Annotated in this window: 15 protein-coding genes; 8 read left to right on the top strand and 7 right to left on the bottom strand. The window is 70.1% G+C overall.

The features are described from left to right. Positions 1–44 precede the first annotated feature (44 nt). From ABZY89_RS16350 to ABZY89_RS16330, 5 genes are all read right to left on the bottom strand, one after another. Positions 45–983 carry a DUF5926 family protein gene (locus ABZY89_RS16350; protein ID WP_355018709.1) on the bottom strand — a complete coding sequence of 313 codons (939 nt, stop codon included), beginning with the start codon at positions 981–983 and terminating at the stop codon, positions 45–47. Between the two features lie 44 nt (positions 984–1,027). After that, on the bottom strand, positions 1,028–1,798 hold the full coding sequence (locus ABZY89_RS16345) for a glycerophosphodiester phosphodiesterase family protein (protein WP_355228816.1): 771 nt from the start codon (positions 1,796–1,798) through the stop codon (positions 1,028–1,030). Positions 1,799–1,879: 81 nt separating this feature from the next. Further along, positions 1,880–2,260, bottom strand: a complete 381-nt coding sequence (locus tag ABZY89_RS16340) for a DoxX family protein (RefSeq protein WP_355228814.1) — start codon at positions 2,258–2,260, stop codon at positions 1,880–1,882. Between the two features lie 36 nt (positions 2,261–2,296). Further along, the gene (locus ABZY89_RS16335; protein WP_355228812.1) at positions 2,297–3,013 is read right to left on the bottom strand and encodes an SDR family oxidoreductase; all 717 of its coding nucleotides are present in this window, start codon (positions 3,011–3,013) and stop codon (positions 2,297–2,299) included. Continuing rightward, positions 3,010–3,780, bottom strand: a complete 771-nt coding sequence (locus ABZY89_RS16330; RefSeq protein ID WP_355228810.1) for a hypothetical protein — start codon at positions 3,778–3,780, stop codon at positions 3,010–3,012. Before ABZY89_RS16330 ends, ABZY89_RS16335 begins: the two co-directional genes overlap by 4 nt. Before the next feature lie 193 nt (positions 3,781–3,973). Between ABZY89_RS16330 and ABZY89_RS16325 the strand changes: the two genes are divergently transcribed. Beyond that, entirely contained in the window at positions 3,974–5,335 is a 1,362-nt protein-coding gene (locus ABZY89_RS16325; RefSeq protein WP_355228808.1) for a lytic transglycosylase domain-containing protein, read from the top strand. Between the two features lie 6 nt (positions 5,336–5,341). Here ABZY89_RS16325 and ABZY89_RS16320 read toward each other — a convergent pair whose 3' ends face one another. Then, on the bottom strand, positions 5,342–6,358 hold the full coding sequence (locus ABZY89_RS16320) for an NADP-dependent oxidoreductase (RefSeq protein ID WP_355228807.1): 1,017 nt from the start codon (positions 6,356–6,358) through the stop codon (positions 5,342–5,344). A 65-nt stretch (positions 6,359–6,423) separates the two neighbouring features. Between ABZY89_RS16320 and ABZY89_RS16315 the strand changes: the two genes are divergently transcribed. From ABZY89_RS16315 to ABZY89_RS16290, 6 genes are all read left to right on the top strand, one after another. Beyond that, positions 6,424–7,314 carry an amidohydrolase gene (locus tag ABZY89_RS16315; protein WP_355228805.1) on the top strand — a complete coding sequence of 297 codons (891 nt, stop codon included), beginning with the start codon at positions 6,424–6,426 and terminating at the stop codon, positions 7,312–7,314. Beyond that, positions 7,311–7,844: a cysteine dioxygenase family protein gene (locus ABZY89_RS16310; RefSeq protein WP_355228803.1), complete on the top strand. Its 534-nt coding sequence runs from the start codon at positions 7,311–7,313 to the stop codon at positions 7,842–7,844. Before ABZY89_RS16315 ends, ABZY89_RS16310 begins: the two co-directional genes overlap by 4 nt. Positions 7,845–8,047: 203 nt before the next feature. Beyond that, positions 8,048–9,109: an ATP-binding cassette domain-containing protein gene (locus ABZY89_RS16305; RefSeq protein ID WP_355228801.1), complete on the top strand. Its 1,062-nt coding sequence runs from the start codon at positions 8,048–8,050 to the stop codon at positions 9,107–9,109. Beyond that, complete coding sequence (locus tag ABZY89_RS16300; protein ID WP_355228799.1) at positions 9,106–9,762, top strand: ABC transporter permease; 657 nt, start codon at positions 9,106–9,108, stop codon at positions 9,760–9,762. The genes ABZY89_RS16305 and ABZY89_RS16300 overlap by 4 nt, the downstream gene beginning before the upstream one ends. Then, positions 9,759–10,460: an ABC transporter permease gene (locus ABZY89_RS16295; RefSeq protein ID WP_355228798.1), complete on the top strand. Its 702-nt coding sequence runs from the start codon at positions 9,759–9,761 to the stop codon at positions 10,458–10,460. The genes ABZY89_RS16300 and ABZY89_RS16295 overlap by 4 nt, the downstream gene beginning before the upstream one ends. 28 nt (positions 10,461–10,488) lie before the next feature. Beyond that, the gene (locus ABZY89_RS16290) at positions 10,489–11,415 is read left to right on the top strand and encodes an ABC transporter substrate-binding protein (protein WP_355228796.1); all 927 of its coding nucleotides are present in this window, start codon (positions 10,489–10,491) and stop codon (positions 11,413–11,415) included. On the opposite strand, the gene ABZY89_RS16285 is transcribed toward ABZY89_RS16290, so the two are convergent. Then, positions 11,408–11,983: a helix-turn-helix domain-containing protein gene (locus tag ABZY89_RS16285; RefSeq protein ID WP_355228794.1), complete on the bottom strand. Its 576-nt coding sequence runs from the start codon at positions 11,981–11,983 to the stop codon at positions 11,408–11,410. The genes ABZY89_RS16290 and ABZY89_RS16285 overlap by 8 nt on opposite strands. A gap of 154 nt (positions 11,984–12,137) precedes the next feature. Here ABZY89_RS16285 and ABZY89_RS16280 point away from each other — a divergent pair, with 154 nt between their 5' ends. Beyond that, positions 12,138–12,710, top strand: a complete 573-nt coding sequence (locus ABZY89_RS16280) for a hypothetical protein (protein ID WP_355228792.1) — start codon at positions 12,138–12,140, stop codon at positions 12,708–12,710. Position 12,711 lies beyond the last annotated feature (1 nt).

Below are 12,711 nucleotides of genomic sequence, written 5' to 3'. Positions count from 1 at the left end.
GCCGGATTCGTCAGTTACGAACGAATCCGGCTCGACCAGCGGGGTCAGCGGATGGTGACCTGGCGGTTGGCGAGCCCGGCGCGAGCCGAGCGCACCTCGGGGGTGATCTCGGAGTCGTCGGCGAGGGCCTCGTCGAGGAGCTTCTTGAACGCCACCGCCGGCTCCTCGAGCGCCTCGGCGCCGGTGCCGACCGGCAGGTCCCAGACGGGAGCGAGCAGACCGTGGGCACGGAACATGCCGACGAAACGAGCGTCGGGGACGATCACGTCCTCGCCGGTCACGTGCAGGCGCGCGAGCGCGGTCAGCAGGGCGTCCTCGGGCTCGGGCATCACCCAGCGCAGGTGCTCCTTGGAGCCGACCGAGGTCCAGTACGCAGCCTCGACCGACGCCAGTCGCAGCGTCGGCAGCACCGACTCGTTGGCGTGCTCGAGGGCGTGCTCGAAGTCGCCCTTGTCCTCGACGTCGGCGAGCCACCAGTCGAAGCCCTCGTGGACGGTGACGTCCAGGGTCGAGTCGGTCACCAGGTCCTGCAGCCGCGGCCCGGGACCGGGCGCGGTGGTCAGACCGAAGATGCCGGACTCACCGGCGGCGCGGCTCTCCAGCGCCTGGAGCAGCGCCGCGGCCACGTCGCGCGACACGTCGCCGTAGTTGTGCTGAACCTGCAGCCCGGCCCAGACCTCGCCCGAGTCGCGGGACATCGCCGGCGCGGCGCCGGGCAGAAGGGTGCCCAGCGTGACGGGGGTCGACTCGAAGCCCTTCACCGTCAGCGACACCGTCGCCGAGGGCACCAGCTCGCGCAGCGCGACCAGGTCGCACTCGCCGGGCAGGCCCTCGAACGGGCGCCCCACGAACGCGCCGCCGGCGGCACCGTGGCACGCCTTGTAGCGCTTGCCGGACCCGCACGGGCACGCCGCGCGCGGGTTGGGACCGTCCGTCGGGGCAGCAGCCGCCTGACGGTTCTTGACTCGGGACTTCTTGGCCACGGCCAAACCCTAACCTGCCTGGCCCGCGCGCCAGGCAACGCGCCTCAGCGGCCGAGCAGCTCCAGCATGAACCCCGGCCGGTCGGTGATGACCGCGTTGACGCCGATGTCGAGGCAGAGCTTGAGCTGCTCCTCGGTGTTGACGGTGTAGACGTGGAGGTTGCGGCCCTTCGACGCCAGCCGCCGCCCGAGCTTCGGGTGGGCGGTGAGCATCTCGATGCTGGCCCCGAGCCACCAGTCCGGGCCGATCGCGTGCCGCAGGAGAGACCAGTTGGCGGCGCGGTCGACGAGCTGGACCAGAGGTACGCCCGGCGCCAGCCGCTCCACTCGCTGCAGCGCGGTGAACGAGAAGCTCATGACCCGCACCGGGCTGCCCGGGCCGGCCCAGCCGAAGTCGTTGAGCACGTCGACCAGACGCCCCTCGGTCAGTCCGCCGTAGCGCGTCGGGTGCTTGGTCTCGATCGCCATCTCGACGTGCCGGCCGTAGTCCCGCACGACCCGCAGCAGCCGGTGCAGCGTGAGCACACCCCGCATGTCCCGGTCCGGCAACTCGTCCTCCCCGTCCCAGAACCCGTTCTTCCAGGCCGCGAAGTCGATCGCCTGCAGCTCGGCGAGGGTCATCTCCGAGACCAGCCCCCGCGCACCGATGCGGCGCAGGTGGCGGTCGTGGACGCAGACGAGATGCCCGTCCATGGTCAGACGTACGTCGCACTCCAAGGCGTCCGCGCCCGCATCCAGGGCTGCGACGTACGCAGCGAGGGTGTGCTCCGCGATCTCATGACTGGCGCCGCGATGCGCGACGACCTGGGGCCTCATGGGGAGATTGTTGTCCATCGGACAACCGCGAGGGCGCACGACACGACACCGAAAACCGTTACCGCGCCGGCGTAAGCGGTCCTAGAACGGCACGACCACGAACCGACCGAACGCGACGAAGGCCGCCAGCGACCAGAAGACCAGGTCACCGGCGGCCGAGCCCCACTCCTTGCGGATGATGCGGGTGGTCGTCGCGCCGGTCATGAGCAGCACCAGCCCGAGAGCGGCGTACGGCACCAGCCAGGTGGCAGTCCCGGTCACGACCGGAAGGATCAGCCCGGCCGCGGCCAGCACCTTCATCACGCCGATGACCTTGAGGAAGCCGCCGGGGAAGTCGTCGGCGTAGTGCCACCCCTCGAAGGCGTTGCGGAAACTCTCCTTCGACAGCAGCAGCATCGCCAGTCCACCGGCCAGGAAGCCGAGAGCGAGAAAGACGGTCACGATCCACAAAGTGATGTTCATGCCAACGAGGACGAGGTACGCCGCCGGCCTGTGACATCACCGCCCGCCGGTCACCCGCAGCGTCGTGGCGGTGACGTACCCGGCCTTCTCGCTCATCAGCCAGGCGACGGCCTCGGCGACCTCATCGGGTGAGGACGCGCGTCCGATCGGGATCTGGGGCGCCATCCGCGCGATCCGGCCGGGGTCGCCGGTGTTGGCGTGCATGTCGGTCTCGGTGAGCCCGGGGGCGACCGCGACGACCCGGATGCCGAGCGGGGCGACCTCGAGCCCGAGGCCCTTGGTGAGCGCGTCGATCCCGGCCTTCGCGGCGGCGTAGTGGACGTACTCCCCCGGTGATCCCAGCGTGGCGGCACCCGAGGAGATGTTGACGATCACGCCACCCTCGGCGAGCGCCGACACCGCCGCGCGGGCGACCAGCGTGGGGCCGACCAGGTTGACGGCGTACGTCCTCCGGATCTCGTCGGTCGGAGTGTCGACGAGGGGCGCGTAGCGGTAGGTCGCGCCGGCGTTGTTGACCACGCCGGTGACGGGGCCGGCAGCCTCGAAGAGCGAGGCGATCCCGGCGTCGGTGGTGATGTCGGCGGCCACGATCTCGCAGGAGACCCCGAGGGCCCGGATCTCGTCGCGAGTCGCGACAGCAGCAGCTTCGTCGGACAGATATCCGAGCACGAGAGAGTGGCCGTCAGCGGCCAGTCGACGAGCGACAGCGGCACCGATCCCGCGGGTGCCTCCGGTGATGAGAGAGCGTTTCACACCCGAAGGGTGTCACGCAGCCTCCACGCCACCAACGCCAGTGCCAGGACGCCGGCGAGCGCCCATCCGGCGGGGTAGTGCACCGCGGGTTCGTTCCAGCGCTCGTGGAAGTAGACCAGGTGTGAGGAGAGCAGCCCGGCGTCGACCGGACGGCCCTCCTGGATGAGTACGCCGATGGCCACCAGCACCGTCAGCAGCGTCTGCATCGCCCAGCCCAGGATCCAGGCGGGCACCCACGCGACGACATCGACGGCGCGGCGTACGGACGTCACGAGCACGGTCACCAGGGCAGCCGCCAACAGCGCGTCGATGACCGACGACGGCAGCTCGCCGGGAAGCATCCCGTCGAGCCAGAGAGGTACGCAGACGGCTGGCGCGGCCAGCATCGGCGCCCGCAGTACGCACGGCCCGAGACTCGCCGCGATCCCGGCGGCGAGACCGGCGACCGTCGTGATCGCGGCGATGACGATCAGATGGGTCAGCATCGACGGGTTGGTCGCCGCCGGCCCAGCGGCGAACATCAGCCCGAGGAGGGCCGCGGCGACGACACCGGCGCCGGCGAGCACTGCACTGAGCAGCCCGCGGTCCGGGCGCAGCCCGGCAGCGAGCCCACCGAGCGCGGCGGCAAGCAGCGTGAACGAGACCAGCTCGGCGACCATCGGGGCGAGCAGGAGCGGCTGCGGCTGGACGAGCTGGGGCAGGAAACCGACGCCCCAACCCGCGGCCGCGACCAGCGGAACCATCCACAGACGAGTCCGTTCAGTCATGTCGTCCACGGTGACAGGCGCAAGGTGAGACCGGGCGGCGAGCCGGGGAACACCAGCCCAACGTCAGGTGGCCCGACCGTTGCCGTTCATCCCCAAGGTGGGTGGATTTCTAATTGCAGGGCGCCGATCGGGAATACCTGGGTAGGCTCAAGGGACGGACACGTACCCCACGCGTGGAAGAGGTGAGATCGGCATGACCAAAGCACCCCGAAAATTCTGGGCCAGAAGCATCAGTACAGCGGCGCTGACCAGCATCGGGCCTCGGGCCGTTGCCGCCGTCGCGCTGACCGCTGCCTTCGCCGTCCTGGCTCCGAACGAGGCACGCCTCGACACCGGTCATCAGCAGCCTGAGCTTCCCGATCCGGGCGCTCTTCAGGACCCCCTCGGCATCTCCAATGGCCTGGGTGGCGTGAAGAACCTGACCCCGACCGACGCCGTGAGGCTGGCCTCCAACGCCGAGGAGCTGGCGATCCCGCCGGTCGCCCTGGCCGCCTACCAGCGCTCGGCCACCGTGCTCAACGACGCCGACGCCTCCTGCCGCATCGACTGGGCGCTGGTCGCCGCGATCGGCATGGTCGAGAGCAACCACGGCCGCTTCGGCGGCAGCGAGCTCAACTCCAACGGCCTCGCCCTCCCCGCGATCATCGGCCCGCAGCTCAACGGCGCCGGCAACTTCGCGGCGATCCGCGACACCGACAACGGCCTCTACGATCACGACACGGTCTACGACCACGCTGTCGGCCCGATGCAGTTCATCCCGTCCACGTGGACGGTCGTGGGCACCGACGGTGACGGCGACAACCGCCGCGACCCGCAGGACGTCGACGATGCTGCCATCGCCACCGCAGCCTACCTGTGCGCCGGCGCCGAGGACGTCAGCACCGACTCCGGCGCCCAGTCCGCGGTCTACCGCTACAACCAGAGCGACACGTACGTCGAGGCAGTGCTGAAGATCGCCGACCAGTACCGCGACGGGGAGTTCCCCGGCTCGCCGAGCGTGGACGGTGGGTCCACCTCCACGATGAGGCCCACCGCCTCCGCCCTCCCGCGCACGTCGAACACCGTCGCGCCGGCACCGAAATCGGAGACCAAGTCCGCTCCCAAGGCCGCCTCGAAGCCCCCGGCGCCTGCACCGACACCGTCCCCTACGCCGACCAAGCCTGCGGAGCCCGACGACACCCAGACGGGCACCGACCCGGACGACAACACGTCGGGCGACGGCGACGGGACGGCGACGCCGACCCCCACGCCGACTCCCACCCCGACGCCCACCCCGACCCCGACGCCCACCGATGACGCGACAGCGACGACGCTCGCGGAGCCCTGCAAGCTGGCGACGATCGCGGTCTACGGAGAGACCTTCGAGGCGGCCGACAAGGTCACCTACGACGCCGTGATCGCCAACTGCATCGCCACGTTCGAGCCCGAGACGACCATGCCCGACGGGCTCACCATCAGAGAGCACCTCCGCAACCTTGCCGGCACGGAAGAGTTCCCGACCCTCAAGGACCCCGCCCCGGAGGCCACCGCCCCCGAGGAGGGTCCTGCGGAGTGATCTGGGTCAGCTGACCTTGATCACCGTCTTGCCGAAGTTCTGACCCCGGAGCATCCGGTTGAACGCGGCAGGCGCGTTCTCGAGCCCTTCGGTGATGTCCTCGCGGTAGCGCAGCTTGCCCTCGGCCAGCCAGCCGGCCGCCTCGGTGAGGAAGGTCTGCTGGTGATCACGGACGAACTCGTCCTGGATGAAACCCCTGATCAGCAGGGACTTGTTGAGCACGTGCCGCATCAGACCGGGCGCCCGATCGGGCCCCTCGGGCGCGGCGGTGTCGTTGTAGTGGGCGACGATCCCGCAGACCGGCACCCGAGCGAACTTGTTGAGCCGCGGCAGCACCGCGTTCCACACGTGACCGCCGACGTTCTCGAAGTAGACGTCGATCCCGTCGGGGACCGCCGCCTTCAACTGCTCCTTGAAGTCGGGCGCGCGGTGGTCGAGGGCGGCGTCGAAGCCGAGCTCGGTCAGATGCGCGACCTTCTCCGGTCCACCGGCGATCCCCACCGCGCGGCAGCCGAGGATCTTCGCGATCTGTCCGACCGTGGCGCCGACGGGACCGGTCGCGGCCGCCACGACGACGGTCTCGCCGGGCTTCGGCTGCCCGATCTGGGTCAGCCCCGCGTACGCCGTGAACCCCGGCATCCCCAGCACGCCCAGCGCGGTGGAGACCGGCGCGACGGACGGATCGAGGCGGCGCGTGTGCTTGGCCGGCGCGACGGAGAACGCCTGCCAGCCTCCGTACGCCAGCACCACATCGCCCACCTGCCGCGACGGATCCCGCGACTCCACCACCTCGGCGACCGTGGCGCCGGGCAGCACGTCGCCCAGGGCGGTCGGAGCGGCGTACGACGGCGCATCGCTCATCCGCCCTCGCATGTAAGGGTCGAGCGAGAGGAATTTCGTACGCAGCAGCACCTCGCCCTCCGCGGGCGCCGGCACCTCGGAGGTGACGATCGAGAAGTCGTCGGCGGTCGGCTCACCGACCGGGCGAGCGCGGAGCAGGATCTGGGTGTTCGTTTCGGTCATCCCGCCATGGTGCCTCACCGGCGGGTAGGCTTGCTTAATCTCAACTAAACCTATTGACTTAGCGCATGAAGCGCCAGGTCGACGTCCACCAGCACCTGTGGCCGCCCGCACTGGTCGAGGAGCTGCGCCGCCGGCGGCAGCCTCCGTACCTCGACGGCTGGGTGCTCCACCTCGACGGAGAGCCGCCCTACTCCGTCGATCCGGCAGATCATGACCTCACCCGCCGCGCGGCACAGGAGGACGGGCTCGTCCTGCTGTCGCTCTCCAGCCCGTTGGGGATCGAGTCACTCGCTCCGGCCGAGGCACACGGGCTGCTCGACGCCTGGCACGGCTTCGCCGAACACCTGCCCGCCGACTACGGGCTGTGGGCCGCGCCGGCGCTCGTCGAACCGGACCTCGACGGCCTCGCGAAGACCCTGGCGCACGACCGCATCCACGGCCTCCAGGTGCCGGCGACGGCGCTGACGACCCCGTCCGCGCTCGAGGCACTGGCTCCGGTGCTCGACATCGCCCAACAGGCCGACCTGCCCGTCCTCGTGCATCCCGGTCCTGCTGCCGGCCAGGCGAGCGACCTGCCGGTGTGGTGGCCGGCCCTGACCTCGTACGTCGCCCAGCAGAGCGCCGCGTGGCACTCCTGGCACGTCGCGGGGCGGTCGCTGCTGCCGACTCTGCGGATCGCCTTTGTGGCGTTGGCCGGACTCGCGCCGCTCCACCACGAGCGCCTCGCGCAACGCGGCGGGAGCCTCGGTGCGGTCGACCGGCACGTCTACTACGAGACCTCGTCCTACGGCACCCAGGCGATCGACGCGATGTCGCGCGTGGTCGGCGTGGACCCACTGGTGAACGGCTCGGACCGGCCTTACGCCGAGCCGACCGATCCCGGCTTGGGCGAGGCCCTCGGCCGGGCGATCTTCGTCGCCAACCCGCACCACCTGCTCACCGGAGGAGACCGATGACCATCACCGAACCGACCGTCGACACCGTTCTGGGCGCCGCGGACCTGCCCGACCTGCCCGGACGTACGCTCACTCCCGGCGAGCTGCGCGCCTGGGTCGACGAGCTCGCCGCGCACCCCGAGCGGTGGGAGCACCTGGTGCGCCACGACACCGGCGGTCGCCACTACGCCTCGCTCTACCGGGACAAGGACATCGACGTCTGGCTGCTGTGCTGGAACACCGTCGACGACACCGGCTGGCACGACCACGACATCTCCTCGGGCGCGGTCGCGGTGACCCGCGGATCGGTCTTCGAGCAGCAGCCGCGGTTCGGCGGCGATCCCGTGCAACGGGAGGTCGGCGCGGGTCGCAGCTTCGGCTTCGGGCCCGACCACATCCACCGGATGAGCGGTGCGGTCGACGGCGCAGTCTCGATCCACGCCTACTCGCCGCCACTGTGGCGGATGGGGCAGTACGCGATCAGCGACGACGGCGTGATGCGCCGCGTCTCGGTCTCCTACGCCGACGAGCTGCGCCCGCTGGAGGACTGAACGACCTGCGCCGCGCCGAGTCGACATCTCGGGCGTCGAGTCCCGGGATGTGGCAGATTTCAAGCATCGAGGAACGTGGCTCGGACGGCGAACCCGACGTCCCTGTCCGTTTAACATCTTCGGTTCCTTCCCCAGATCTGGCAGGCTGAGGATCTTGTGCAACGGCGTCCGCAGATGAAGAACAACAGACAGGAGCGGTGGCTGTGATCGAGTTCGAGGGCGTGACCAAGCGCTATCCGGACGGCACAGTTGCCGTGGAAGACCTCTCCTTGACGGTCGACACCGGGAAGATCACCGTGTTCGTCGGGCCGTCCGGATGTGGCAAGACGACCGCGCTGCGGATGATCAACCGGATGATCGAGCCGAGCTCCGGCCGGATCCTGATCGACGGAGACGACGTCACCAGCCGCCCGGAGGCACAGCTGCGGCGCGAGATCGGCTACGTGATCCAGGGCGCCGGGCTCTTCCCGCACCGCACGGTGCTCGACAACGTCGCGACCGTCCCGATCCTGCAGGGAATCTCCCGCCGGGAGGCCCGCACGAGCGCCCTCGAGCTGCTCGAGCGCGTCGGGCTCGCCGCCAACCTCGGCGAGCGCTACCCGGCCCAGCTCTCGGGCGGCCAGCAGCAGCGCGTCGGGGTCGCCCGGGCGCTCGCGGCCGACCCGCCGGTGCTGCTCATGGACGAGCCGTTCTCGGCCGTCGACCCGGTCGTACGCGACGACCTCCAGCAGGAGCTCCTCCGGCTCCAGGGCGAGCTCGGCAAGACGATCGTCCTGGTCACCCACGACATCGACGAGGCGATCCGGCTCGGCGACAAGGTCGCCGTCTTCGCCCAGGGCGCCCGCCTGGCCCAGTTCGCCCCGCCCGCCGACCTTCTCGCCGCTCCGGCCGACGACTTCGTCGCCTCGCTCGTCGGTCGCGACCGCGGTTTCCGGGGTCTCGGCTTCGCCGACGGGAGCTCGGTCGCGCTCAAGCCCATCGACCACGGCGTCGACGGGCTCACCCTCGAGGTCGACCACGACGGCCGCCCGCTGGGCTGGCGCGGTCCCGACGGGCTCCTCCCGACCGAGGGCACCTTCAGCGACGGCGCCAACCTGCGTACGGTCACCGACCTGGTCATCCTCTCGCCCGCCGGCGCCGCGATCCGGGTCGACGCCGAGGGTAGAGCCGACGGGCTGGTCCTGCTCGAGGACCTGGCCGGCAGCGTACGTTCGCAGCAGCGGGAGCGACTGGCGGCCCTGGCGTCCGCGGAGGAGGCCGGGTGAGCGAGATCTGGCGCTATCTCGAGACCAACGCGGACGACGTCCTCACCGCGCTCGTCCAGCACATCTGGCTCGCTCTCATTCCGGTGGCGATCGCCTTCGTTCTGGCCCTGCCGCTGGGCGCCCTGGTCCATCGCTTCGGACCGGCACGCCACATCGCGCTCACGGCTGGCAGCGTGATCTACACCGTCCCGTCGCTGGCCCTGCTCCTGCTGCTCCCGGGCATCCTCGGCACCAGCGTCCTCGACCCGATCAACGTGATCATCGCGCTCACTCTCTACTCGCTCGCCCTGCTCGTCCGCACGACCGCCGACGGTCTCGACGCGGTCGACACCACCGTCCTGCAGGCCGCCACCGCGATGGGCTATCGGCCCGTACGCCGCTGGTTCACGGTCCAGCTGCCGCTGGCGATGCCGGTGATCCTGACCGGCCTGCGGGTGGCGACCGTGGCCAACGTGAGCATGGTCAGCATCGCGGCCCTGATCGGCATCGGCGGCCTCGGGCAGCTCTTCACGCGCGGGTTCCAGCTCGGCTTCTACCTGCCGCCGATCATCATCGGGCTGGTCCTCTCGGTCACCCTCGCGGTCATCGCCGACGTCCTCATCGTCGCCCTCCAGCGCGGGCTCACCCCGTGGGCCCGAGCGGGTGCGCGATGAGCCTCGACTACCTGCTCGACGCCGCCAACTGGTCGCTGACCAGCCCAGACGGCTTTCCCCAGCGCATCCTCGAGCACCTCGGCTACACCGTCCTCGCCCTGGCGATCGCGGCCGTGATCGCGTTCCCGATCGGTCTGCTGATCGGCCACACCGGCCGCGGCGCGCTGATCGCCATCAACCTAGGCAACGCCGGCCGCGCACTGCCGACCCTCGGCGTACTCATGCTCGCGCTCGGCCTGGTCGGGATAGGTCTGGTCCCGGTCACGATCGCCCTGGTCGTGCTCGCCGTCCCGCCCATCCTCGCCACGACGTACGCCGGCATCCAGTCGGTCGCCGACGAGACCGTCGACGCGGCGCGAGGGGTCGGTATGACCGAGGCCCAGATCGCCTGGCGGGTCGAGGTCCCGATCGCGCTGCCGATCATCATCGGCGGCCTACGCAACGCGTCGCTCCAAGTCGTCTCGACCGCGACCATCGCTGCGTACGCCGGTCTCGGCGGCCTCGGCCGCTATCTCTTCGACGGGCTGGCGACGCTCCAGTACGACCAGGTGGTCGCCGGCGCGATCGTGCTCGCCGTGCTCGCGGTCGCGATCGACCTGGCGCTCGCGGGTGTGCAGCGACTCCTCGTATCGCCCGGTGTCGACGGCCGCGAGGCCGGCACCCGTCCGACCACCCTCCGCCCCGAACCCGTCGGCTGATCAATCCAGCAACCCGAGAGGTATCTCAATGTCCCGCCGAATCCGCACCACCGCGTACCTGTTCGCGACGCTCGCCGTGGCAGGCACCCTGACCGCCTGTGGCGGTGACCCGCTCGACTCGGGATCGGACTCCGACTCCGGCGGCGGCACGATCGTCGTCGGCTCGGCCAACTTCCCCGAGAGCGAGCTGCTCATGGAGATGTACGCCCAGGCTCTCGAGGCCGAGGGCGTCAAGGTCGAGACCAAGCCCAACATCGGCTCCCGTGAGGTCTACATGGAGGCCTTCAAGAGCGGCGACATCGACCTGCTGCCGGAGTACAACGGCGCCCTGCTGGCCTACCTGAAGCCGGACGGCGTCCCGGAGAACGTCTCCGCCCCCGAGGACGTCTACGAGGCGCTCCAGGAGGTCCTGCCGGAGGGCAGCGAGACCCTGCCGCAGTCGGAGGCCGAGGACAAGGACACCCTCACCGTCTCCAAGGAGACGGCCGACAAGTACTCCCTGAAGAGCATCGAGGACCTGGCTCCGGTCGCGAAGGACCTCTCGCTCGGCGGCGCCCCGGAGTTCAAGGAGCGCCACCAGGGGCTCGTCGGTCTCGAGGAGGTCTACGGGGTCACGTTCAAGGAGTTCAAGCCGCTCGACGCCGGCGGCCCGCTGACCACCGGTGCGCTGGCGAAGGGCGACATCGACGTCGCCAACGTCTTCTCCACCGACTCGGCGATCCCCACCAACGGCTGGGTGGTCCTGGAGGACCCGGAGAACCTCTTCCTCTCCCAGAACGTCGTCCCGCTGATCCGCTCCGAGGCGCTCAGCAGCGATGCCGAGACCGCGCTCAACGCCGTCTCCGAGGCGCTGACCACCGCCAACCTCACCGAGGCGCTCGCCAAGGTGCAGGTCGACAAGGCCGACCCGGGCACGGTCGCCAAGGAGTTCCTCGCCGACAACGGCGTCAGCTGAGCGTTGATCCCAGGCCGCTCCGGTAGGTGAGAAGTCCCTCGAGCCCTCGTAGGAACGTCTCCCCGACCGGGGCCGGATCGGTCAGACAGCCGGCCGCCATCGCACCGTCTCGCAACATGACGAAGTGGCGGCCGGCAAACTCCGAATCAGGCTTCCCCGTCGCCGCGAAGAGCTCGGTCATCGTGGCCAGGAACCATTGCCGGTGCTTCAGCACGGCCTGATGGACCATGTGCGCCGGGTCCGGGTATTCGGCCGCGGCGTTGAGAAACGCGCAACCTCGGAACCCCTCGCTCTGGATGTCCGCGGCGATCGACCGGCCGACGGCCCGGATGAGGTCGTCGGGGTCCTCGACCTCCGCCCGGGCGGCGTCCACGCGCGCCCGGATCGCCTCGTCGGCCTGCGTCAGGTACGCCACGACGAGCTCGTCCTTGCTCCGGAAGTGCCGATAGAGCGTTGCCCGCGTGACCTGCGCCTCGGCGATCACGCGATCCACTCCGACCGAGTGCAGACCCTCGGTGTAGAAGAGCCGACTCGCCGTGCTGAGCAGTCGGTCCCGGGCCTCAGACATCCGTCATCCCTCTCGTTCGCAGGGTCTAGGTCTCGCGGACCCGACGGTAGCAGACAGAACGATCGGTCTTGCATTTGCCTGAAGGTTGGTGCAGACTCTCGATCCGGGTAGAACGATCGTTCTGTCTCCCAGCTTGATCCACGAAAGGGATCTGATGTCCACCTCCGTCGAGACCGGTCAGCCCGGCACACTGAGCGCGCCGACCAGCGCGCTGCCGAAGCTCTACTTCGCCCGCTTCGGATTCGCGATCATCTGGGCCGTACTCGTCGCCCTCACCGCCACGACGCTCAACGCCGCGAGCATCGCGCTGCTGGTGATCTACCCGCTGTTCGACGTGGTGGCCGCCGTGGTCGACCACCGCACCTCGGGCGCCAAGGGCCCGCGCGTCCTGCTGTACGTCAACATGGCGCTCAGCCTGCTCGCCGCTGTCGGCGTCGCCGTCGCGGCCACCTCCGGGATCCCGGACATCCTGCGGGTGTGGGGCGCCTGGGCGATCACCGCCGGCCTGGTCCAGCTGTTCGTCGCGGTACGCCGCTACCGACTCGGTGGCCAGTGGGCGATGATCCTCAGCGGCGGGATCTCGACCTTCGCCGGAACCGGATTCATCCTGATGGCCGCCGGCCCGAAGGCGTCACTCACCGGCCTCGCGGGCTACGCGACGCTGGGTGGCATCTTCTTCCTGATCTCTGCCCTCCGACTGCGCCAGCGCGCAGGTAAGGTCAACTGAC

The sequence above is a fragment of the Nocardioides sp. NPDC006303 genome (assembly GCF_040613175.1).
Classification (GTDB): Bacteria; Actinomycetota; Actinomycetes; order Propionibacteriales; family Nocardioidaceae; genus Nocardioides.
The sequence above is the reverse complement of the archived record's forward strand: the minus strand, read 5'-3'. Positions and strand labels throughout refer to the sequence as shown.